At 75.3% G+C, this 22938-nt stretch carries 18 protein-coding genes and 1 pseudogene; 10 read left to right on the top strand and 9 right to left on the bottom strand.

The genetic code is table 11. The features are described from left to right. The first annotated feature begins 69 nt into the window (after nt 1-69). Nucleotides 70-1590, top strand: coding sequence for a glycerol kinase GlpK (gene glpK / locus AC1VL8_RS08555; protein WP_389225705.1), 1521 nt, complete (start codon nt 70-72; stop codon nt 1588-1590). A gap of 123 nt (nt 1591-1713) precedes the next feature. Here the strand turns inward: glpK and AC1VL8_RS08550 are convergent, their stop codons facing one another. From AC1VL8_RS08550 to mgtE, 4 genes are all read right to left on the bottom strand, one after another. Further along, nucleotides 1714-2814, bottom strand: coding sequence for a sugar kinase (locus AC1VL8_RS08550; protein WP_483074887.1), 1101 nt, complete (start codon nt 2812-2814; stop codon nt 1714-1716). 76 nt (nt 2815-2890) lie between these two features. Continuing rightward, a complete protein-coding gene (gene eda / locus AC1VL8_RS08545) occupies nt 2891-3538 on the bottom strand; it encodes a bifunctional 4-hydroxy-2-oxoglutarate aldolase/2-dehydro-3-deoxy-phosphogluconate aldolase (RefSeq protein WP_483074886.1) in 648 nt (215 codons plus the stop codon). 351 nt (nt 3539-3889) lie between these two features. Continuing rightward, nucleotides 3890-4681, bottom strand: a complete 792-nt coding sequence (locus AC1VL8_RS08540; RefSeq protein WP_483074885.1) for an IclR family transcriptional regulator — start codon at nt 4679-4681, stop codon at nt 3890-3892. Nucleotides 4682-4705: 24 nt separating this feature from the next. Continuing rightward, nucleotides 4706-6106, bottom strand: coding sequence for a magnesium transporter (gene mgtE / locus AC1VL8_RS08535; protein ID WP_483074884.1), 1401 nt, complete (start codon nt 6104-6106; stop codon nt 4706-4708). A gap of 607 nt (nt 6107-6713) precedes the next feature. Between mgtE and recQ the strand changes: the two genes are divergently transcribed. Then, entirely contained in the window at nt 6714-8867 is a 2154-nt protein-coding gene (gene recQ / locus AC1VL8_RS08530) for a DNA helicase RecQ (RefSeq protein ID WP_483074883.1), read from the top strand. Continuing rightward, the gene (locus tag AC1VL8_RS08525; RefSeq protein WP_483074882.1) at nt 8867-9826 is read left to right on the top strand and encodes an AEC family transporter; all 960 of its coding nucleotides are present in this window, start codon (nt 8867-8869) and stop codon (nt 9824-9826) included. Before recQ ends, AC1VL8_RS08525 begins: the two co-directional genes overlap by 1 nt. A gap of 112 nt (nt 9827-9938) precedes the next feature. On the opposite strand, the gene AC1VL8_RS08520 is transcribed toward AC1VL8_RS08525, so the two are convergent. After that, a complete protein-coding gene (locus AC1VL8_RS08520) occupies nt 9939-10742 on the bottom strand; it encodes an alpha/beta hydrolase (protein WP_483074881.1) in 804 nt (267 codons plus the stop codon). Continuing rightward, entirely contained in the window at nt 10739-11779 is a 1041-nt protein-coding gene (gene mgrA / locus AC1VL8_RS08515) for an L-glyceraldehyde 3-phosphate reductase (protein ID WP_483074880.1), read from the bottom strand. The genes AC1VL8_RS08520 and mgrA overlap by 4 nt, the downstream gene beginning before the upstream one ends. Before the next feature lie 89 nt (nt 11780-11868). Between mgrA and AC1VL8_RS08510 the strand changes: the two are divergent. From AC1VL8_RS08510 to AC1VL8_RS08480, 7 genes and pseudogenes are all read left to right on the top strand, one after another. Beyond that, nucleotides 11869-12279: pseudogene (locus AC1VL8_RS08510) on the top strand (tRNA (cytidine(34)-2'-O)-methyltransferase); the annotation flags it as partial. 153 nt (nt 12280-12432) lie between these two features. Further along, nucleotides 12433-14031, top strand: a complete 1599-nt coding sequence (locus tag AC1VL8_RS08505) for an APC family permease (protein WP_483076212.1) — start codon at nt 12433-12435, stop codon at nt 14029-14031. Next, on the top strand, nt 13967-14551 hold the full coding sequence (locus AC1VL8_RS08500) for a YdeI/OmpD-associated family protein (protein ID WP_483074879.1): 585 nt from the start codon (nt 13967-13969) through the stop codon (nt 14549-14551). Before AC1VL8_RS08505 ends, AC1VL8_RS08500 begins: the two co-directional genes overlap by 65 nt. A gap of 103 nt (nt 14552-14654) precedes the next feature. Then, nucleotides 14655-16490 (top strand): gamma-glutamyltransferase family protein, encoded by a 1836-nt coding sequence (locus AC1VL8_RS08495; protein ID WP_483076211.1) that lies wholly within the window; start codon nt 14655-14657, stop codon nt 16488-16490. A 311-nt stretch (nt 16491-16801) separates the two neighbouring features. Next, nucleotides 16802-17302, top strand: a complete 501-nt coding sequence (locus AC1VL8_RS08490) for a MarR family winged helix-turn-helix transcriptional regulator (protein ID WP_483074878.1) — start codon at nt 16802-16804, stop codon at nt 17300-17302. Between the two features lie 113 nt (nt 17303-17415). Next, nucleotides 17416-19149 carry an MFS transporter gene (locus tag AC1VL8_RS08485; protein ID WP_483074877.1) on the top strand — a complete coding sequence of 578 codons (1734 nt, stop codon included), beginning with the start codon at nt 17416-17418 and terminating at the stop codon, nt 19147-19149. Nucleotides 19150-19228: 79 nt separating this feature from the next. After that, nucleotides 19229-19699 carry a MarR family winged helix-turn-helix transcriptional regulator gene (locus AC1VL8_RS08480; RefSeq protein WP_389225663.1) on the top strand — a complete coding sequence of 157 codons (471 nt, stop codon included), beginning with the start codon at nt 19229-19231 and terminating at the stop codon, nt 19697-19699. Between the two features lie 27 nt (nt 19700-19726). On the opposite strand, the gene AC1VL8_RS08475 is transcribed toward AC1VL8_RS08480, so the two are convergent. From AC1VL8_RS08475 to AC1VL8_RS08465, 3 genes are all read right to left on the bottom strand, one after another. Further along, nucleotides 19727-20623 carry an NERD domain-containing protein gene (locus AC1VL8_RS08475; protein ID WP_483074876.1) on the bottom strand — a complete coding sequence of 299 codons (897 nt, stop codon included), beginning with the start codon at nt 20621-20623 and terminating at the stop codon, nt 19727-19729. 65 nt (nt 20624-20688) lie between these two features. Next, nucleotides 20689-21105 carry a peptide-methionine (R)-S-oxide reductase MsrB gene (gene msrB / locus AC1VL8_RS08470; protein WP_389225657.1) on the bottom strand — a complete coding sequence of 139 codons (417 nt, stop codon included), beginning with the start codon at nt 21103-21105 and terminating at the stop codon, nt 20689-20691. A 192-nt stretch (nt 21106-21297) separates the two neighbouring features. Next, nucleotides 21298-22929, bottom strand: a complete 1632-nt coding sequence (locus tag AC1VL8_RS08465) for a DEAD/DEAH box helicase (RefSeq protein WP_483074875.1) — start codon at nt 22927-22929, stop codon at nt 21298-21300. Between the last annotated feature and the right edge of the window lie 9 nt (nt 22930-22938).

Raw genomic sequence — 22938 nt, 5'->3', positions numbered from 1 at the left:
CCGGCAGCGCCGCCCCCGCGGTGCCGCGCCCACACCCGACGTGGGCCACCTCGACGCGAAGGAAGACACATGTCCGAGCAGTACGTCCTGGCCATCGACCAGGGCACGACCTCGACCCGCGCGATCATCTTCGACCACGGCGGCCAGATCGTCTCCGTCGGTCAGACCGAGCACCAGCAGATCTTCCCGAAGGCGGGCTGGGTCGAGCACGACCCGAACGAGATCTGGACGAACACCCGCGAGGTCGTCAGCGTCGCCCTGTCGCGCGCCAACAAGACCTACGCCGACATCGCCGCGGTCGGCATCACCAACCAGCGCGAGACCGCCGTGGTCTGGGACCGGACGACCGGCCAGCCCGTCTACAACGCGATCGTCTGGCAGGACACCCGCACCCAGAAGATCTGCGACGACCTCGCGGCGCTCGGCGGCGGCGCGGAGCGCTACAAGGAGCGCGTCGGCCTCCCGCTCGCCACGTACTTCTCCGGCCCGAAGGTGCGCTGGATCCTCGACAACGTCGAGGGCGCGCGCGAGAAGGCGGAGCGCGGCGAGCTCGCGTTCGGCAACACCGACTCCTGGGTGCTGTGGAACATGACCGGCGGCGTCGACGGCGGCATCCACGTCACCGACGTCACCAACGCGTCGCGCACGATGCTGATGAACGTCGACTCGCTCACCTGGAACGAGGAGATCGCGGCGGAGATGGGCGTGCCGCTGTCGATGCTCCCCGAGATCCGGTCCTCGTCCGAGGTCTACGGCCACGGGCGCAAGGGCGGGTTCGTCCCCGGCGTGCCGATCGCCGGCATCCTCGGCGACCAGCAGGCCGCCACGTTCGGCCAGGCGTGCTTCGAGGTCGGCACCGCGAAGAACACCTACGGCACCGGCAACTTCATGCTGCTGAACACCGGCACCGAGCCCGTGCAGTCCAAGAACGGCCTGCTCACCACCGTCGCGTACAAGATCGGCGACAAGCCGCAGGTCTACGCGCTCGAGGGCTCGATCGCCGTCACCGGCTCGCTCGTGCAGTGGCTGCGCGACAACCTCGGCATGTTCACCGACTCGCCGGACATCGAGTACCTGGCCAACAAGGTCGACGACAACGGCGGCGCGTACTTCGTGCCGGCGTTCTCCGGCCTGTTCGCCCCGCACTGGCGCTCCGACGCCCGCGGCGCGCTGGTCGGCCTCACCCGGTACGTGAACCGCAACCACATCGCCCGCGCGGCGCTGGAGGCCACGGCCTTCCAGACCCGCGAGGTGCTCGACGCGATGAACGCGGACTCCGGCGTGGACCTCACCGAGCTCAAGGTCGACGGCGGCATGACCGCCAACAACCTGCTCATGCAGTTCCAGGCCGACATCCTCGACGTGCCCGTCATCCGCCCGAAGGTCGCCGAGACCACCGCCCTCGGTGCCGCGTACGCCGCGGGCATCGCCGTCGGGTTCTGGGAGGGCGAGCAGGACGTCATCGACAACTGGGCCGAGGACAAGCGCTGGACGCCGAACCTCGAGTCCGACGAGCGCGACCGCCAGTACCGGCTGTGGAAGAAGGCCGTCACGAAGACCCTCGACTGGGTCGACGACGACGTGCGCTGACGCCGCACCGCACCAGCACGGCCGACGGCCCCGTCCCTCCTGCGTGGGGGCGGGGCCGTCGGGCGTGGAGCAGCGGGGCCGTCGGGCGTGGAGGAGCGGGACCGTCGGGCGCGGCGGACGTCCTCAGCGGTCGACGCGCGCTCCCCCGCCGCCGGCCAGCTTGAGCACCTCGGCCTTCGACGCCATCGTCGTGTCGCCGGGGGTGGTCATCGCCAGCGCACCGTGCGCGGCGCCGTACTCGACGGCCGTCGCCAGCGGCTCGCCCTCCAGCAGGCCGTAGACCAGGCCCGACGCGAACGAGTCCCCACCCCCGACCCGGTCGAGGATCTCCAGCCCCGGACGGTGCGTCGCCTGCACCAGGCCCGACTCCCGCGACCACGCGAGCGCGCCCCAGTCGTTGACCGTCGCCGACCGCACGGTACGCAGCGTCGTCGCGATCACCTGGAAGTTCGGGTACGCCGCCGCGACCCGGTCGATCATCGCGGCGAACGAGTCGACCTCGATCGCGGAGATGTGCTCGTCCACGCCCTCGACGGCGAACCCGAGCGAGGCGGTGAAGTCCTCCTCGTTGCCGATCATCACGTCGACCAGACCGGCGATCTCGCGGTTGACCTCCTGCGCGCGGGCCTGGCCGCCGATCGCCTTCCACAGGCTCGGCCGGTAGTTGAGGTCGTACGAGACCACGGTCCCGTGCCGCTTCGCCGCGGTGACCGCCTCGACCACCACCTCCGCGGTCGACTCCGACAGCGCCGCGTAGATGCCGCCGGTGTGCAGCCACCGCACACCCAGCTCGCCGAACAGGTGGTCCCAGTCGACGTCGCCGGGCGCCATCTGGCTCGCCGCGGTCAGCCCGCGGTCCGACACCCCGACCGCGCCGCGCACCCCGAACCCGCGCTCGGTGAAGTTCAGCCCGTTGCGCACCCCCCGGCCGATGCCGTCGTACGGCACCCACCGGATGTACGACGTGTCGACGCCGCCCTGGAGCACCAGGTCCTCGACCAGCCGGCCGACCTCGTTGTCCGCGAGCGCCGTCACGACCGCGGTGCGCAGCCCGAACGCCCGGCGCAGCCCGCGCGCGACGTTGTACTCACCGCCGCCCTCCCAGGCGCGGAACTGGCGGGCGGTGCGGATCCGGCCCTCCCCCGGGTCCAGGCGCAGCATCACCTCGCCGAGGGAGACGGCGTCGTAGCGGGTGTCGGCGGCGGGGCGGATCTGCAGGGTCACGGGGTCCTCCTCGGGACGGCGGTGTCGGGGCGGTGTCGGGTCGGGGTGCGGGCCGGGGCTGCGGCGGACGGCCGGGTCAGGCGTGGACGAGCGGACGCAGGCTCGCGGCGAGCGCGACGGCCTCGGCCACCAGGGCCCGCACGCCCGCGAGGTCGCCGGCGCGGACCCGGTCGCGGGGCACCATCCACGAGCCACCGACCGCGGCGACGCACGGCAGCGCGAGGTACTGGTCGAGGTCCGCCGGGCCGACACCGCCGGTCGGCACGAACCGCACCGCTCCGAACGGGGCCACCAGCGCCGCGATCGCCGCGGGGCCGCCGGACGTGCCGGCCGGGAAGAACTTCACGGTGCCGAGCCCGAGCTCGAGCGCGGCCTGCACCTCCGTGGCCGTCACCGCGCCGGGCAGCACGGGGACGCCGTGCTCCTGGGCGCGCTCGACCACCGCGCGCGACGTCCCCGGGGACACCACGTACCGGGCGCCGGCGGCCACGGCCCGGTCGACCTGGTCGGCACTGACCACGGTGCCCGCGCCCACGAGGACGTCGCCGCGGTCGGCCATGACCCGGATCGCGTCGGCCGCGGCGGCCGTGCGGAACGTGATCTCCGCGACGGGCAGACCCCCGGTGACCAGCGCCTCGGCCAGCGGGCCGGCGTCCGCGACCTCGTCCAGGACCACCACCGGCACGATCCGGTGGGCCGCCAGCTGCTCCAGCACCTCGGACATCGGAACTCCTTCGTTTCGCTAGGCGCAACGCGCGCTGCGCTCTCCGCAACGCATCGTGGCACACGGCGACCTCCCGCGGCAACGCCGGACTCGCCGGGCCGCCCGGGTTCGCCGAGCGGCCGGCGGGCGCCGGATCCGACCGGCGGGCGCCGAGATCGGTCCGTTCGCACGAGGTAGGTCCGCCGGGCGCCCTGTCTCGACGCGCCGGCCCTACCTCGGCGTCGGAAGTCGACGCGCCGGTCCTACCTCGGCGTCGGAAGTCGACGCGCCGGTCCTACCTCGGCGCCGGAAGTCGACGCGCCGGTCCTCCCTCGGCGGCGGACGCCCGCGCGCCGGTGACCCGGGGTGGCGTCAGGCCGGGGGCAGCGCCAGGCCGGCGGGGAGCAGCGGGGGCACGACCGCGCGGACCCGGCCGTGCAGGTCGGCCATGCGCGCGGGGGTCATCCGGTCGGCGGGCGCGGTGATGCTGAGCGCCGCCACCGGCCGGCTGCCGCGGAGCACCGGGACGGCGAGGCAGGCGATGCCCGGCTCGTTCTCCTGCAGCTCCACGGCGTACCCGCGGTCGCGGGCGCGGGCGAGCTCGTCGGCCAGGTGCGCGACATCCACCCGGCCGGCGGGCTCGACGGCGTCCACGTACCCGTCGAGCGCGGACGCCGGGGTGTCCCGGAACGCCAGCATCGCGCGCCCGAGCGCCGTCGTCGCCGCCCAGTTGCGCCGGCCCACGGCGGACCACACGCGGACCGGACGCTCGGGCTCGACCTTGTCGAGGTACACCACCTGCACGCCGCTGAGGACCCCGAGGTGCACGAGCTCGTCGGTGGCGGCGCACAGCGCGGTCAGCGCACCGTGCAGGCGGGCGGGCAGGTCGTCCTCGGCGAAGTACCGGTCGGCGAGCCCGACGGCCGCCGGGCCGAGCCCGTAGCGTCCGGTCAGCGGGTCCTGCGCGACGTAGTCACGGTGCCGCAGCGCGGCGAGCGACCGGTGCACGGTCGTCTTGTGCACCCCGAGCGCGGCGGCCAGGTCGACGAGCGCGATACCCGCCGGACCGGCGCCCGCGACGACGTCGAGCGCGCGCAGGGCCCGGTCGACGCTCTCGACCGGGGACCCCGCCGTCGTCGCGCCGTCGGCCTGCTCGTCCACCACGGCGCCCACCCTACGGCGCGCCGGTCAGCCGCCGATCGACGAGATGAGCAGCCGGGCGACCTCGAAGTAGATGATCAGCCCGGTCCCGTCGACCAGCGTGGTGATCATCGGCCCCGACACCACGGCCGGGTCGACCCGCACCGCGCGGAGCAGCAGGGGCAGCACGGACGCGACGAGCGACGCCCACACGATCACCGCGGCCGCGGTGACCGCGACGGTCAGCGACACCTCGGGCCCCACGCCGAGCATCCACGCCCGCACCCAGCCGAGCGCGGCGATCGTCACCGCCACGAGCAGGCCGGTGCCGACCTCCTTGCGGACGACGCGCCCGAGGTCCCGCAGCCGCACCTCGCCGACGGCCATCGCCCGGATCACGGTGGTGGTGATCTGGGTCCCCGCGTTCCCGCCGGTGCCGATCAGCAGCGGGATGAAGAACGTGAGCGCGATGACCGTCTCCAGCTCGTCCTCGAACGACCGCAGCACGGTGCCGGTGTACATCTCCGCCACGAACAGCACCAGCATCCAGACGATCCGCTTGCGCCAGAGCATCAGCGGCGTCGCCCGCAGGTAGGGCACGTCGAGCGGCTCCGCGCCGCCCTGGCGCACCGCGTCCTCGGTGGCCTCCCGCTCGAGGATGTCCGCGACGTCGTCCCCGGTGAGGACACCGACCAGGCGGCCGTCGTCCACCACCGGCAGCGCGGCGAGCTGGTGGTCCTGCAGCAGCCGGGCCGCGACCTCCCGGTCCGCCTCGGGCGCGACGGTCACGACGTCCTCGCGCATCAGGTCCGCGACGCGGGCACCCGGCTCGGCGAGCACCAGGTCGCGGAACGTCACGACACCGAGCAGGGCGACCCCGTCCCCGGCGACCGGGTCGCCGGTCACGTAGACCTCGCCCGCCTCCGCCGTGGACGCGGGCTGCGCGCGCAGGGCGTCGACCGCCTCGCGGACGGTCATGGCGGGCCGGACGGTGACGACGTCGGGGTTCATCCGGGCGGCCGCGGACTCCGCCGGCCACGCGAGCAGCCCGCGGACGACGGCCGACCGGACCACCGGCAGCGCCGCGAGCACGGACGCGCGCTCGGCGTCCGGGAGCACCCGCAGCAGCGCCGCGGCCTCGTCCGGGTCGAGCGCGTCGACGAGGCCGGCGGCCACCGTCGGCGGGACGACGTGCACGACCTCGGCGACGGCGTGCGCGTCGAGCGAGCCGAGCAGGTCCGCGGCGCTGGTGGGGTCGAGCAGCCCGACGAGGGTCCGGACCTGCGCGTCGGACAGGTCCGCGAGCTCGTCGGCGCGGGCGCGCGGCCCCGGGGTCGACGCGAGCCAGACCTCGAGGGCCCGGCGGGTGCCCATCGCGACCACGTCGTGCAGGTCGATCGGGAGCGTCGCGTCGGGGCGGCGGCTGGTGCGGGTGGTGGTGGGGGTCATGTCGCACTCCTAGGCGGGGCGGGGCCGCGCGCGGACGCCCACACCGCCGGGCCCCGGAGCGCACGAGGGCGCGCCGGGGCGGCGGTGCTCCGCCGGGCGCTCCCCGCACCGGTGCGGCACCGTCGGCGGCGCGCTCGTCGCGTGCGGGGCACGGGCGGGCGCGCCGAGGGCGGCGCGGCACGGTCGGGAGGTCGCGGGGCGGACGGACGTCACGGCGGGGCCGTGGCGGATCCCGGGCTCGGCCCGGGCGGAGGCCCTCGGCGCGGGGACGCGCGCGGGGACCGGGTGCGCCGCCCGTGGGCGACGCCGGTGCTCCGACGACGCCGGCCCTGCGACGCACGCGGGCGGGCTCGCCCCGGTGCGGGGCGGCTCAGGCCTGCGTGCGCGGCACGACGGGCGTCGACGGATGCCGACTGCTCGCGCTGTCGTCCATGCGTCCACCTCCTCGCGTCGTGCGGTGCCGGGCCGCCGTCGGCCGGTTGCCCGGTGGCACCGTACGCCGCGACGCGGGCCGTGCCAACCCCCGCCCGAGGACGACCGGTGGGTGCTCGGGTGCCCGCGGTCGGGCCTGTGGACGAGGGCGGCCGGTCCCCCCACCGCCACTAGGGTGGACGGCGTGACGCAGGCATGGGACGACGAGTGGCCCTTCCCGGACGAGCCGCCGGCCGAGCCCCCGTACGACCCGTCCGAGGAGCCGCCGTACGAGCCCGAGCCGGCGCGCCGTGCCGCCCGCTCGTCGGTCGCGTCGCCCGCCCGGACCAGCAGCGCACCCGGGGACGCCCGCGACGCCGCAGCCCACGGCGACCCGGCGGTCGCACGCCCCGTCGCCCGCCCGGCGCACGACACCACCACCGGCCGCTCCCCCGCCGACGTGCTCCGCGAGGTCTGGGGCTACGACGCGTTCCGAGGCGAGCAGGCCGAGATCATCGACACCGTCGTCCGCGGCGACGACGCCCTCGTGCTCATGCCCACCGGCGGCGGCAAGTCGCTCTGCTACCAGGTGCCCGCGCTCGTGCGCCCCGGCACCGGCGTGGTCGTCTCGCCGCTGATCGCGCTCATGCAGGACCAGGTCGACGCCCTGTCCGCGCTGGGCGTGCGCGCCGGGTTCCTCAACTCCACGCAGGACCTCGGCCAGCGGCGCGCGGTCGAGCAGGCGCTCCTCGACGGGGAGCTCGACCTGCTCTACCTCGCCCCGGAGCGGCTGCGGGTGCCGGAGACGCTCGCGCTGCTCGACCGCGCCGCGATCAGCCTGTTCGCGATCGACGAGGCGCACTGCGTGTCCCAGTGGGGCCACGACTTCCGGCCCGACTACCTGCAGCTGTCCGTGCTGCACGAGCGCTGGCCGGGCGTCCCGCGGCTCGCGCTCACCGCCACCGCGACGGCCGCGACGCGCACCGAGATCGCCGAGCGGCTGGAGCTCACCGACGCGCGGCAGTTCGTCGCGTCGTTCGACCGGCCGAACATCCAGTACCGGATCGTCCCGAAGGCCAGCCCGCGCCAGCAGCTCCTGGACCTGCTGCGCACCGAGCACGCGGGCGACGCCGGCATCGTCTACTGCCTGTCCCGGAACTCGGTCGAGCAGACCGCGGACTTCCTGTCCACCAACGGGGTGCCCGCGCTGCCGTACCACGCAGGCCTGGACCGGCAGGTGCGCGCGCGCAACCAGTCGCGGTTCCTGCGCGAGGACGGCCTGGTCATGGTCGCGACCATCGCGTTCGGCATGGGCATCGACAAGCCGGACGTGCGGTTCGTCGCGCACCTCGACCTGCCGAAGTCCGTCGAGGGCTACTACCAGGAGACGGGCCGTGCCGGGCGCGACGGGCAGCCGTCGACGGCCTGGCTCGCGTACGGGTTGCAGGACGTCGTCCAGCAGCGCCGCATGATCGACACGTCCGAGGGCGACGCGACGCACAAGCGCCGGCTCTCGCAGCACCTCGACGCGATGCTCGCGCTCTGCGAGACCGTCACCTGCCGCCGGGTGCAGCTGCTCGCGTACTTCGGTCAGGAGACCGGGCCGTGCGGGAACTGCGACACCTGCCTGTCGCCGCCCGAGACCTGGGACGGCACCGTCCCCGCGCAGAAGCTGCTGTCCACGGTCGTCCGGCTGGAGCGCGAGCGGAACCAGCACTACGGCGCCGGGCACCTGGTCGACATCCTGGTCGGCAAGCGCACCCCGCGGATCGAGCAGCTCGGGCACACCGCCCTGTCGACGTTCGGCCTGGGCGCCGAGCTGTCCGACACGCAGTGGCGCGGCGTGGTCCGCCAGGTGCTCGCGCAGGGGCTGCTCGGCGTGGACGGCGACGGCTACGGGACGCTGCGGCTCACCGAGGCGAGCGCCGAGGTGCTGCGCGGCGACCGGCCCGTCCCGCTGCGGCACGACGCGAAGCCCGCCGGGCGGTCGTCCCGCTCCGGCGGCGGGGGTCGCAGCCGGGCCGCCGCGGCCCCCGAGGTCGAGCTCGGCGACGACGCCGCCGCGCTGTTCCAGCGGCTGCGCGCCTGGCGTGCCGCGACCGCCAAGGAGCAGGGCGTGCCCGCGTACGTGGTGTTCCACGACGCCACGCTGCGCGACATCGCGACGGCTCGCCCGACCGACGTCACCGCGCTCGCGCAGATCGGCGGGGTCGGCCAGGCGAAGCTCGACCGCTACGGCCCGGGCGTCATCGCCACCGTCGAGGGGCGCGAGCCGCCGACCGCCGAGGAGACCGCCGCCGCGGCCGCCGCGTCGGGCCTGTTCGCGCAGGACGGCGGCACCGGCGCCTGATGCTCGCCGTCCTGTCCGCGCTCGGCACGATCGCCGTCATCGTCGGGGTGGGCTGGTTCGTCGGCCGGACGGGCGCGCTCGGCGACGGCGCGCAGCGGGTGCTCGCCGCCACGGCGTTCACGGTCGCGACCCCCGCCCTGCTGGTCGACACGATCGCGCACGCCGACCTGCACCTCCTGGTGTCCCGGTCCGCCCTGGTGACGTTCGCGAGCACCACGGTCGTCGCGCTGGTCGCGGCCCTGGTGCTGGGGGTGGTGCGCCGCCGGTCCGCGGGCGACGTCGTCGTGGGCGTGCTCGCGTCGTCGTACGTCAACGCCGGGAACATCGGGATCCCGCTGACCGCGTACCTGCTGGGCAGCGTCGTCAGCGTCGTGCCGCCGACGCTCTACCAGCAGCTCCTGCTCGGCCCGCTCGCGCTGGTCGTCCTCGACTCCCGGAACCGCCGGGCCCGCGGCGCGGACGTCGCCACCCCGACCGACCGGCACCGGTTCGCCGCCGTGCGCTCGGTCGTCCGCCGGACCCTGCGCAACCCCGTCATCATCGGCACGCTGACCGGGCTCGCGCTCGCCGCCCTGCCGTGGTCGCTGCCGGCCGTGGTGTTCCAGCCGCTGTCGATGCTGGGCGCCGCCGCCCCGCCGCTCGCGCTGCTGACGTTCGGGATGTCGCTGGCCGCGCCCCGGGTGGCGGCCGAGTCGGCGCCGCGCGGGGACGTCGTGCTGGTCGCGGTGCTGCGGTCGGTGGTGCACCCGGCGCTGGCGATCGGGCTCGGCACGCTGCTGGGCCTCGAGGGCCACGCGCTGCTCGCGGTCGCCGTGGTCTCGGCCCTGCCGACCGCGCAGAACGTCCTCGTGTACGCGATCCAGTACCGGCACGGCACCGCCCTGGCCCGCGACGCCGGCCTGGTGACGACGGTCCTCGCGGTCCCGGCGCTGCTGGTGGTCGCGGCCGTCCTCGGCTGACCCGCGCTCCCCGCGGGCGCGCGGCAGCCGAGGTCGAGGGTTTCGCGCGACACGCCGGGCGACACGCCGCACACGGTGACGAAACCCTCGACCTCGGGACCCGCGGGGTGGATCAGGCGCGGGCGACCGCGGCGTCGAGGGCCGCCAGGTACGCCCCGGGGGCGTCGCGGCGGATGTTGTGGCCCGCCGACGGGACCGGGACGTGGGTCAGGCGGTCGCCCAGCACCGCCGCCGCGCGGGCGGCCTGCGCGGGGGTCACGACACCCGCGCCCGGCGCCGCGGTGAGCAGCGTGACGGGCACACGGACGTCCGCGAGCGCACCCACCCAGTCGCGGCCGGTCCAGTCGTGCGGCACGTCCGCGAGCCGCGGGTCGAGGCGGCTCTTCGCGTCCGCCCACCCGAGGACCTCCTCCGGCGACCAGCCCGGGTTCTCCCGCCGGCCGACCGCCGCGATCTCGGCGACCGACCGCCCGGCGACCGCGGCGAGCGCCGGGGCGAGCCACGCGGGGCGGCCACCGCCCGCGTGCACGGCGTCCGCGGCAGCGCCCGGATCCGCCCCGGCGCCCGGGTCCGGCCCGACCCACGCCGGGTCCTCGAGCACCAGCCCGGCCACCAGCTCGGGGGCCACCAGCGCGAGCTCCTCGGCGGTCACCCCGCCCATCGAGTGCCCGACGACCAGCGCCGGCCCGAGGTCGAGCTCCCGCAGCGCGCGGGCGGCGTCCGCGGCGAGCGCGCCGATCGAGAACGTCTCGTCCGGCAGCGGCGTGCCGCCGTGCCCGCGGGCGTCGAGCGCCACGACCCGCCGACCCGCCGCGGCGTACCGGGGCAGGACGGTGGGCCAGCAGGCGGACGAGTCGGTGAGCCCGTGCAGCAGGACGACCGGCACCGGCGCCCGACGGCCCCCGGTGCTGCTCACCGGCGGGCGGTGCCGTCGACGGCGTGCGGCTCGATGGCCGCGAGCTCGTCGGCGGACAGCGGCGGCGCGGACAGGGCGGCGACGTTGTCCTCCAGCTGGGCGACCGAGGACGCGCCGATGATCGCCGAGGTCACGCGGTCGTCCCGCAGCACCCAGGACAGGGCGAGCTGCGCCAGGGACTGCCCGCGGCCGGCGGCGACCTCGTTCAGGGCCCGGGCCCGGCTCAGGTACGGCTCGTCGATGGTGTCGGCCGACAGGAAGTGGCTGGTCGCGGCGCGGGAGCCCGCGGGCACCTCGCCGGACAGGTAGCGGCCGGTGAGCAGCCCCTGCTGCAGCGGGGAGAACACGATCATGCCGACGCCGAGGTCGCCCACGGCGTCGAGCAGCGACTCGGACTCGCCCTCGGCGACCCGCTCCACGTGGCGGTTGAACATCGAGTACGACGGCTGGTGGATGAGCAGCGGCGTGCCCAGGTCGGCGAGGATCCGCGCGGCCTCGCGCGTCCGGGACGGCGAGTAGTTCGACACCCCGGCGTACAGCGCCCTGCCGCTGGTCACGGCGGTGTGCAGCGCGCCCATCGTCTCCTCCAGCGGGACGGACGGGTCGGGCCGGTGCGAGTAGAAGACGTCGACGTAGTCGAGACCGAGCCGGGTCAGCGACTGGTCGAGCGAGGAGAGCAGGTACTTGCGCGAGCCGCCGTCGCCGTACGGCCCGGGCCACATGTCGTAGCCGGCCTTGGAGGAGATGACGAGCTCGTCGCGGTAGGGAGCGAGGTCCTGCGCCAGGTGCCGCCCGAAGTTCGCCTCGGCCGAGCCGTAGGGCGGGCCGTAGTTGTTCGCGAGGTCGAAGTGCGTGATGCCCAGGTCGAACGCCCGCCGGATGACCGCGCGCTGCGTCTCCATCGGCGTGGTGTCGCCGAAGTTGTGCCACAGACCCAGCGACAGCGCGGGCAGGTCGAGTCCGCTGCGTCCGGTGCGGCGGTACGGCATGGACGCGTACCGGTCGTCCGCGGCGCGGTGAACGGGCATGGTCGGCATCGACGATCCTCTTCTCGTAGGCGGGCGGGAGCACCCGGGACCACGCTAGCCGCCGCCACCGACGTCCCGGCAGGTGAGAGGATCGCCCGGTGCTGCACGTCGTGTTCTTCGAGCCCCGCATCCCCGGCAACACCGGCAACGCCATCCGTCTGGCCGCTGCCACGGGGGCGACACTGCACCTCGTGGAGCCGCTGGGGTTCGTGATGGACGAGCCCCGCCTCAAGCGCGCCGGCCTCGACTACCACGACCTCGCGCACGTCGTCGTGCACGCGGACCTCGACGCCGCGATGGCGGCACTCCCCGGGCGGGTGTTCGCGTTCACCACGCACACGACGACCCGGTTCACCGACGTCGCCTACCAGGACGGCGACGCGCTGCTGTTCGGCCCCGAGCCCACCGGCCTGCCGCCGGAGGCCCTCGCGCACCCCCGCGTCACCGAGCAGCTGCGCATCCCCATGCAGCCGGGCCGCCGGTCGCTCAACCTCACCAACGCGGCCGCCACCGCTGTCTACGAGGCGTGGCGGCAGCAGGCTTCCCGGGCGGTATCTGACAAGTCGCCCGATCGGGTCTTACATGCCGGACCATCTCGTGCAGCGCCGCACGAGGTCCGCCATGCTCACGCGGCACGCACCGTCGACCGAGGGAGCCTCCCGGTGGCCACCACGAACCGCAGCATCCTGCGCCGGAAGTCCGTCGAGGACTCGCTGGCCACCACGGACGACCCGGACCGGTCCCTCAAGCGGGACCTGACCGCCTGGGACCTCGCCGTCCTCGGCGTCGCCGTCGCGGTCGGCGCGGGCATCTTCTCCGTCGGCGCGACCGCCGCCGCGAACTACGCCGGACCGGGCGTCATCGTCTCGTTCCTCATCGCGTCCGTCGTCTGCGCCCTGGCGATCATGTGCTACGCCGAGTTCGCCTCGACGCTGCCGGTCGCCGGGTCGGCGTACACGTTCTCCTACGCGACCGCCGGGGAGTTCGTCGCCTGGATCATCGGCTGGGACCTCATCCTCGAGATGCTGCTCGCGGCCGCCGTGATCGCGAAGTTCTGGGGCGTGTACCTGGGCGACGCGTTCTCCCTGTTCGGCGTCGACATCCCGACCACCGTCAGCCTCGGGCCGGTCGACCTCGACTGGGGCCCGGTGCTCGTCGTCGGGGTGTTCACCACCCTGCTGGCGATCGGCACCAAGCTCAGCACCCGGATCAACAGCGTGTTCACGATCATCAAGGTCGGCATCACGTTGTTCGTCATCGTCGCGGGCTTCTTCTACGTCCGCGCCGAGAACTACACGCCGTTCATCCCGCCGTCGCAGCCCGCGGAGAGCCAGTCCGGTCTGCACCAGCCGCTGTTCGCGTTCCTGTCCGGGTTCGACCCGTCGACCTACGGCGTCATGGGCCTGCTGTCCGGCGCGGCGCTGGTGTTCTTCGCGTTCATCGGGTTCGACGTCGTCGCGACCACCGCGGAGGAGACGAAGAACCCGCAGCGTGCGGTCCCCCGCGGCATCCTCGGCGGTCTCGCCATCGTCACCGTGCTCTACATCCTGGTCACCGTCGTGGTCACCGGCATGGTGTCCTACACCGACCTCGCCGCGTCCGGGTCCCCGTCGCTGACCACCGCGTTCGTCCTGGTCGGGGCCGACTGGGCCGGCAAGGTCATCTCCATCGGCATCCTCGTCGGACTGACCTCCGTCATCATGGTGCTGCTGCTCGGCCTGACCCGGATCGTGTTCGCGATGAGCCGCGACGGCCTGCTGCCCCGCGGCATCTCCCGCACCTCGCGCAAGTACAAGACGCCGATCCGCCTGCAGGTCGGCGCGGGGATCGTCGTCGCGGCGATCGCCGGGCTGTCGAAGGTCGAGCTGCTCGAGGAGATGATCAACATCGGCACGCTGTCCGCGTTCGTGCTGGTCAGCTTCGGCATCCCGATCCTGCGCCGCACCCGGCCCGACCTCACCCGCGGCTTCAAGGTCCCGTGGTCGCCCGCGCTGCCGATCATCTCCGGCGTCGCCTGCCTGTGGCTGATGTCGAACCTGACGACGCTGACCTGGCTGCGGTTCGCCGCGTGGCTGGCCGTCGGCATCGTCATCTACGCGCTGTACTCCTACCGGCACTCGCGGGTCGGCCGCGGCGAGGCACCCGACCCGGCCGACGAGCTTGCCCGCCCCGACCGGCGGGCACTGAGGCCCGACCGTGCCGACCGGCCGGCTCCGGGACGCGCCCCGCTTCCACGCGGAGACGCCCGAGCGGTGGCGTGACTGGCTCGCCGAGCACCACGGCACCTCGGCCGGCGTGTGGCTCGCGCGGTGGAAGCCCGCGACCGGCCGGCCGACGTTCGGCTACGAGGCGATGGTCGAGGAGGCCCTCGCGGTCGGCTGGATCGACGGCCAGGCCTGGGCGCCCGACGACGAGGTGACCCTGCTGTGGTTCACCCCGCGGCGGCCCGGCAGCGTCTGGTCCCGGCTCAGCAAGGAGCGGGTCGCCCGCCTCGAGGCCGCGGGCCGGATGCAGCCCGCGGGCGCCGCGGTGATCGCCGCCGCGCGCGCCGACGGGTCGTGGACGCGGCACGACGACGTCGAGGCGCTGGTCCTCCCCGACGACCTGGTGGCGGCCCTCGACGCCCTCCCCGGCGCACGGGACCGCTGGGACGGGTTCCGGCCCGGCGCGCGCAAGGCGGTGCTGCGCTGGCTGGTCGACGCGCGGCGCCCCGGGACCCGGGCGGCACGCGTGGCGGAGGCGGCGCGGCTGGCGGCCGAGGGCGTGCCCGCGCGGCGGTGACCACCGCGGTCGGGCACGTACGGTGGACGGCACCGCCCCCACCCCCGCTCGCGAGGAGCCGCCCGTGTTCACCACCCGCCCCGAGCTCGTCGGCACGCACGGCATGGTCGCCTCCACGCACTGGCTCGCCAGCGCCGTCGGGATGTCCGTGCTCGAGGCGGGCGGGAACGCGTTCGACGCGGCCGCCGCCGCGGGGTTCACGCTGCAGGTGGTCGAGCCGCACCTGAACGGCCCCGGGGGCGACGCGCCGATCATCGGGCACCGGGCGGCCGACGGGCGCACGTTCGTCGTCGACGGCCAGGGCACGGCGCCCGCCGGCGCGACCATCGAGGCGTACACCGACCTCGGGCTCGACGTCGTCCCCGGCACCGGGCACCTCGCGGCGGTCGTGCCGGGCGCGTTCGGGGCGTGGCTCGACCTGCTCGCCCGGTACGGCACGCTGCCGCTGGCCGACGTCCTGTCCCCCGCGATCGGCTACGCGCGCGACGGCTACCCGCTGGTGCCCGCGGCGGTGCGGACGATCCGGACCGTCGAGCGGCTGTTCGCCGAGCACTGGCCCACCTCCGCGGCGGTCTACCTGCCCGGCGGGTCCGTGCCCGAGGCCGGCGCGCGGTTCACCAACCCCGACCTCGCCGCGACCTACACCCGGGTGCTGGCCGAGGCGCAGGCCGCGGGCGCCGACCGTCTGGCGCAGATCGAGGCGGCCCGGCGCGCGTTCTACGAGGGGTTCGTCGCCGAGGCCGTGGCCGCGCACGTCCGGACCCCGGTGCTCGACTCGTCCGGCACCGCGCACGCCGGGCTGCTCACCGCCGACGACCTCGCCGGCTGGCGCGCCACCGAGGAGCCGACCGTCGCCGTCGACTTCGCCGGCGTGCGGGTGCACAAGACCGCGGCCTGGGGCCAGGGGCCGGTGCTGCTCCAGCAGCTGCAGATGCTCGACGCGCTGGGCGTCGCGGACGCGGACCTCGGGTCGGCGGAGCTCGTGCACACCGCGCTGGAGGTCACGGAGCTGGCGTTCGCCGACCGGGAGGCCTGGTACGGCGACCCCGCGGACGGCGACGTCCCGCTCGCCGCGCTGCTCGACCCCGCGTACGCCGCGCAGCGCGCGCGGCTGGTCGGGCCCGAGGCCGCCGACGGCGTGCGCCCCGGCTCCCCCGGCGGCCGGACCCCGCGGCTCGCGGCCCTGTTCGGCACGCCCGCCGCCGGCCCCGACGGCGCGCCGGTGTGGCCGGGCCGGTTCGAGGACGCGGGTACGGTCGGCGCGGTCGGGACGGGTGAGCCCACCCGCGGGCCTGGGCCTCTGCCGACGCCGGTCGACGGCCCCGCCCTGGACGTCCGGCCCGGCGGCGAGACCCGGGGCGACACGTGCCACGTCGACGTCGTCGACCGCTGGGGCAACCTCGTGTCCGCGACCCCGTCCGGCGGCTGGCTGCAGAGCTCGCCCGTCGTGCCGGGCCTCGGGTTCGGCCTGCCGACGCGCGCGCAGATGTTCTGGCTCGAGCCCGGGCTGCCGTCGTCGCTCGCCCCCGGCCGCCGCCCCCGGACCACCCTGAGCCCCGGCCTGGTGCTGCGCCCGGACGGCAGCGGGTTCGCGTTCGGCACCCCGGGCGGCGACCAGCAGGACCAGTGGACGATCCCATTCCTGCTGCACCACCTGATCGGCGGGCTCGACCTGCAGGCCGCCATCGACGCGCCCGGCTGGCACTCGACGCAGGTGCCGTCCTCGTTCCACCCGCGCACCAGCACCCGGCGGGGAGTCGAGGTCGAGTCGCGGCTCGGCGCGGACGTGCTCGCCCACCTGACCCGTCGCGGCCACGCCGTCCACGACGCCGGCCCGTGGTCGCTCGGCCGCGTCAGCGCCGCGGGCCGCCGCCCCGACGGCCTCCTGCACGCCGCCGCCAACCCCCGCGGCATGCAGGGCTACGCCGCCGGCCGCTGACCCCACCCCCGGGGCCCCGCCCCGCCCACCCGGTCCCCACCAGCCAGCCCACCCCCCCACCCCACCCGGGTGGATCCACCCGGTGCGACTCGCCGACGCGCGCCGTCAGCTCGACTCCACACCCCGCGGCAGCTCGCGCCGTATGGATCCACCCGGGGCGACTCGCCGACTCGCGCCGTCGCGGTGACTCCACGCCCCGGGTGGACCCACCCGGGGCAGCAGCCCGACCCAGGACCGCCGCCGCGGGGAACAAGTTGCCCCACGCAACCGTTGTGATAGTTTGCCTGCAGCAACCAAGAGAGGTCCCCCCTGTGCCCAGCACCCTGACCCACCGCGCGCTCGTCGACGCGATCGCCCGCCTGCAGCGGGTACAGCGCGAGGTCGCGACCGAGATGGCCCGCGAGCTCGACTGCCCCCGGGCGGCCCTGAGCACCCTGTGGCTGCTCGACAAGCGCGGGGCGCTCGGCATCGGGGACCTGGCGCAGCACCTGCACGTCGACATCTCCGTGGCCAGCCGCCAGGCCAGCCAGCTCGTCGACGCCGGGTACGCCGAGCGCACCACCCCGGACGCGCCGGGCACCGACCGCCGCGTCCGCACCGTCCGCCTCACCGAGCAGGGCCGGCAGTTCACCGCGACGACCAAGCGGACCCTCGACGAGCGCGCCGCGCGGATCTTCGGCGCCTGGACGCCCGAGGACCTCGCCGAGGCGGTCGCGGTGATCGAGCGGGTGTCGGACTCCGTCGCCGGCATCGGGCCCGCGCTCACCGACGACGTCGCGGACGACCGCGACCTCGTCGCCACGGCCACCTGAGCCACCGGGCCCCGCGCCCCACCGATCACGCGTCCCCCCGGGCGCGCAGCACCACCACCCTCACGTCCGCCGCCGACGCCGGGCACCGCACCACCGTCGAAAGCAGAGTCCCCATGTCCAGCACCACCCGGGCCGAGAGCCCCGCACCGGTGACCTCCCCGGCCACCGCGTCCCCCACCGACGCCCCCGCCCCCGCGATGAACCACCGTCAGGTGATGGAGTCGCTCTCCGGCATCCTGCTCGGGATGTTCGTGTCGATCCTGGCCACGAGCGTCGTGTCGAGCTCGCTGCCGAAGATCGTCAGCGACCTGAACGGCTCCCAGTCGTCCTACACCTGGGTCGTCGTCGCGACCCTGCTCACCACCACGATCACGACCCCGATCTGGGGCAAGCTGGCCGACCTCGTCGACCGCAAGCTCCTCATCCAGCTCGCGCTGGTCATCTCCGTGCTGTCCTCCGCGGCGGCCGGGTTCTCGCAGGGCGTCGGCTTCCTCATCAGCATGCGCGCCCTGCAGGGCATCGGCGCCGGTGGCCTCACGGCCCTCGCGACCGTGCTGATCGCCGACATCCTCAGCCCGCGCGAGCGCGGCAAGTACATGGGTCTGATGGGCGGCATCATGGGCGTCGGCATGGTCGGCGGCCCGCTGCTCGGCGGCGTCCTGACCGACACGCTGAGCTGGCACTGGAACTTCTTCGTCGGCCTGCCGTTCGCGGTCGCGGCGATCATCGTGCTCCAGCGCACCCTGCACCTGCCGAAGCGCGCCCGGAAGGTCGTCTCGATCGACTACTGGGGCGCCGCCCTGATCTCGGCGGGCATCGCAACCCTGCTGCTCTGGGTGACGTTCGCGGGCACGAACTTCGACTGGCTGTCCTGGCAGACCGCCGTGATGGTGCTCGGCGCGCTCGTCGTCCTCGCCGTGGCCGTCGTGGTCGAGACCAAGGTCGCCGACCCGATCATCCCGATGCACCTGTTCAAGAACCGCACCGTCGTCCTGTCCGTCATCGCGTCCGTCGCGGTGGGCGTGGCGATGTTCGGCACCTCGGTGTTCCTCAGCCAGTACATGCAGGTGGCGCGCGGCAAGACGCCGACCGAGTCCGGCCTGCTGACCGTCCCGATGATCCTGGGCCTGTTCCTGTCGTCCACGGTCGCGGGGCGCCTCATCACGAAGTACGGCCGCTACAAGGGCTTCATGGTCGCCGGCGCGGTCGCGCTGACCGCCGGCCTGGCGCTGATGGGCACGATCCGGTTCGACACGAGCTTCGTGCTGGTCAGCCTGTACATGTTCGTCATGGGCGCGGGCGTCGGCATGCTGATGCAGAACCTCGTGCTCGCGGTGCAGAACATCCTGGACGTCTCCGAGATCGGCTCCGGCACGGCCACGGTCGCGTTCTTCCGGACGCTCGGCGGCGCGATCGGCGTCTCGGCGCTCGGCGCGGTGCTCGGCAACCGGATCACCGCGTACCTGACCGACGGGCTGCTCGCGGCGGGCATCGACCCGTCGGCGCTGGGCGGCGGCACCTCCTCGGTGCCCGACGTGTCCAGCATCCCGGAGCCGGTGCGGTCGATCGTGGAGTCGTCGTACGGCCACGGCATCGCGGACCTGTTCCTCTACGCGGTCCCGCTCGGCGTGGTCGCGCTGATCGCGGTGCTGTTCCTCCGCGAGGTCCCGCTCGGCCGCCGCAGCGGCGTGGAGCAGCTCCTCGACTCCGACACGGCAGCCGACGTCGCCGAGGCCGGCACCCCCGGCGCGCAGCAGGCAGCCGGTGCGCAGGCCGAGTCCGAGGCCGAGGCCGCGCAGGCCACCGCCCCCGGCACCGCCGACGCCCCGGCAGGCACCCGCGCCTGACCGGCAGCACGCACGACGCACGACGCCCGGCCCGTCCCCCGACGGCCCGGGCGTCGTGCGTGTCGGCCACAATGGCCGGGTGGACACCCCTGACGACCCCGTCGTGCGCCTCGAGTCCGAGCTCGGCCTGCTGCTGCGGCGGGCGCGCGCCTCGGCCGAGCGGCTCGCGCGCAGCGTGCACCCGGACCTGGAGCCGTCGGCGTACCCGCTGCTCGCCCGGATCGAGCGGGAGCCCGACGTCCGGGCCAGCGAGCTCGCGGAGCACATCGGCGTGGGCCGCGGCACGATGTCGCGCCAGCTCGGGCGGATGGAGCAGATCGGGCTCATCGAGCGCCGGCCCGACCCGGACGACTCCCGCGGTCAGCTGATCCGCGTCACGCCCGAGGGCGGACGCCGCGTCGAGGCCGCCCGCGAGGCGCGCTGGGCGTACCTGGGGCGCGTGCTGGAGTCGTGGTCGCCGCAGGAGCGGGAGCTGCTCGCCGACCAGATGCACCGGCTCAACGACTCGATGACCGCGAACCCGCCGCGGCCGGCGGCCCCGGGGGTCTAGGCACGCCCAGGCTGCTGCGCGCCCCGCTCAGAGCGCGCGGTCGAGCGCCCAGGTGCTCCGGCGACGGGCGATGGCGGTGACGGCGTCCACCCGGCCGGGCGTCCAGTGCCCGGGCATCGACGTGAAGACGTCCGGCACCTGCGCGTCGTCGACGACCAGGGACTCGTACGGCGAGGGCCGGCGGACCTCGACGATGCCGTGCACCACGAGCACGCCCCGGACGGCCACCGGCGTGCCGACGGCGGTGCGCAGCAGCGAGCCCGCGCGGGCGGCGGTGAGGCGGACGGCGCGCAGGTCGGAGACGGCGTGGCCGTCGGCGGACAGCGACCGGCCGTCGACGACGAACACCTCCTCGTCCGAGCGGGGGCGCTCCGCGACGGCGAACGCGCCGGGGGGCCCGATGAGCAGGTGCCCGACGACCGAGCCCTGGCGGCCCACGGGGACGTCGTGCAGCACGTGCCAACCGGCGAGCTGCAGCCGGTCCAGCCGGTCGCACAGCGTCTCGTCCATGCCGCGGGGCTCGCCGTCGGCGCGTGGGCTGACGAGGTCGACCGCGCGGTGCCGGCCGCGGCCGGGCTGCTCGTCGTCGCAGCCGGGGTCGAGGACGACCGCGTCCGCGGACCCGGGCGCGGCGCGCCGCCCGCGGGGGCGACGCACCGGCTCCGGCTCGGGCTCGGTGTCCTCGGGGAGGACGGCGGAGGCGGGCAGGACCAGCTCGGGGACGTCCGCACGCAGGTAGGCCTGCGCGGCGCCGCGCACGGCGTCCTCGACGCCGGCGCCCTCGAGGGCGGCCACGTCGGGCTCGACGGCGACCTCGCCGGTCGCCAGGTCGACGCTGCCCAGCGGCGCCCCGGTCTCGGCCGTGACGTAGAGCCGGTCGGCACCGTAACGGCGCCACCGACGGACGATCAGAGCCTGCTCCACGTCCGGGATATCGGCAGCGCCGGACCGTCCCTGAAGCATCCGCGCCGCCCTCCCCCACATGGCGGTCAGTTTACGGCGGGCTCGAACGTCAGCGACACCGAGTTCATGCAGAACCTGTCACCCGTCGGTGTCTGCGGCGCGTCGTCGAAGACGTGCCCCAGGTGCGACCCGCAGCGGGCGCACCGCACCTCGGTGCGGACCATGCCGAGCGACCGGTCCTCGATCAGCTCGACCTTGTCCCCGGCGAGCGGCGAGAAGAAGCTCGGCCACCCGCAGTGGGAGTCGAACTTCGTGTCCGAGCGGAACAGCTCGTTCCCGCAGCCGCGACAGCGGTACACGCCCTCGCGGTTCTCGTCGAGCAGCTCGCCGGTCCACGGCCGCTCCGTGCCGGCCAGGCGCAGCACCTGGAACTCGGCGGGGTTCAGCTCGACCCGCCACTCCTGCTCGTCCTTGGTGACCTCGTAGGCCTTCTGCTCCGTCATCGCGGCACTCCTCTCGTGACGGCACCGGACCGGGTCGGCCGCGGTGCACGCAGGTGGGTGAACATCGTGGCGCGCCCGGGTGTTCCGCGCGCTCGCGGCGCGCGGCCGGGGTCGCGCAGACGCCGACGGGCGGCGCGGGCCGGCTGTCCGCCGGTCCCCGCGCCGCCCGTCGACGACGTGCTGCTCGGCTCGTTACTGGCCCGCGCGACCGCGCCCGGCGCCGCCGCGACCACGACCGCGCCCGCCGCCCTCGCCGCCGCCGGACCGTGCGCCGCCGCCGGACCGCGCCGGGGCGCCGGATCGCGCCGCACCGGACCGCGGGGCACCGCCGGACCGCGCGCCGCCGCCGGCGTGCCCGGAGCCGCCCGTGGACGGGGTGTCGCCGCCGGAGCTCCACCGGACCATCGAGCCGCCGAGCGCCGGGACGCCCTGGCCGCGACCGCGACCGGCACCGCCGGAGCGCGCGCCGCCCGACGCCGCGCCGCCGCCGGAGCCGCCGCGCCCGCGACCGCCCTCGGCGGGACGGGAGGACTGCTCGGCCGGGCGACCGCCGCCGGCACCGCCACGCCGGCGCTGCCGACCCGGGCCGGAGGGGCCCGTGCCCGCGGCGCGCTGGCGCGCCGGGGCCGGGACCGTGGGGGCCGCGGACGGGGCGACCCGGGCCGCGACGTCGCCGACCAGCGCGGCGATCACGGGCGAGCCCGGGGCGACGCGCTGCGGGGTGACGGTGATCTTCGCCTTGCGGGTCAGGTCGCGGACGTCGCCGGCCTGCTCGGGCAGCTGCACGGTGACGACGTCGCCGCCGGAGCCCGCGCGGGCGGTGCGCCCGGAGCGGTGCAGGTACGCCTTGTGCTCGGCCGGCGGGTCGACGTGCACGACGAGCTCGATGTCGTCGACGTGGATGCCGCGCGCGGCGATGTCGGTGGCGACCAGCACCTTGACCTCGCCGGACGTGAACGCCGCGAGGTTGCGCTCGCGCGCGCCCTGGCCGAGGTTGCCCTGGAGGTCGACGGCGGGGATGCCGTCCTGGGTGAGCTGCTTGGCGAGCTTCTTGGCCTGGTGCTTGGTGCGGGTGAACAGCACGCGGCGGCCGACGCCGGAGGCGAGCTCGGTGACGACCGACTTCTTGGCGTCCGCGTCGGAGACGACCAGCACGTGGTGGGTCATCGTGCTGACCGCGGCGGCGTCGGGGTCGACCGAGTGCGTGGTCGGCCGGTCGAGGTACCGCTTGACCAGCGTGTCGACGCCGTTGTCCAGCGTCGCGGAGAACAGCAGCCGCTGGCCGCCGCGGGGGGTCTGGTCGAGCAGGCGCTTCACGACGGGCAGGAACCCGAGGTCGGCCATGTGGTCGGCCTCGTCGAGCACGGTGATCTCGACGGAGTCGAGCGAGCACAGGCCCTGCTTGATGAGGTCCTCGAGCCGGCCGGGGCAGGCGACGAGGATGTCGATGCCGCCGTTGAGCGCAGACACCTGGCGGCTCTGCGCGACGCCGCCGAAGACGGTGGTCGAGCTGAGGCGGGTGACGGCGGCCAGCGGCTCGATGGTCGCGTGGATCTGGGTGGCGAGCTCGCGGGTCGGCGCGAGGATCAGCGCGCGCGGTCGGGCCTTGGCGCGCTGCGCCTTGGAGTCCGACAGGCGGGCGACGACCGGCAGCGCGAACGCGATGGTCTTGCCGGAGCCGGTGCGGCCGCGGCCGAGCACGTCGCGGCCGGCGAGGGTGTCGGGCAGCGTGGCCGCCTGGATGGGGAACGGCTCGGTGATGCCGCGCTGCTCGAGGGAACGTGCGAGCGCGGCGGGCACACCGAGGTCGGTGAAGCTGGGCATGAAGGGGTC

This window comes from Cellulomonas sp. KU4C (assembly GCF_056868065.1).
Note: the sequence above shows the minus strand (reverse complement) of the source record. Positions and strands in the feature narration are given on the sequence as shown.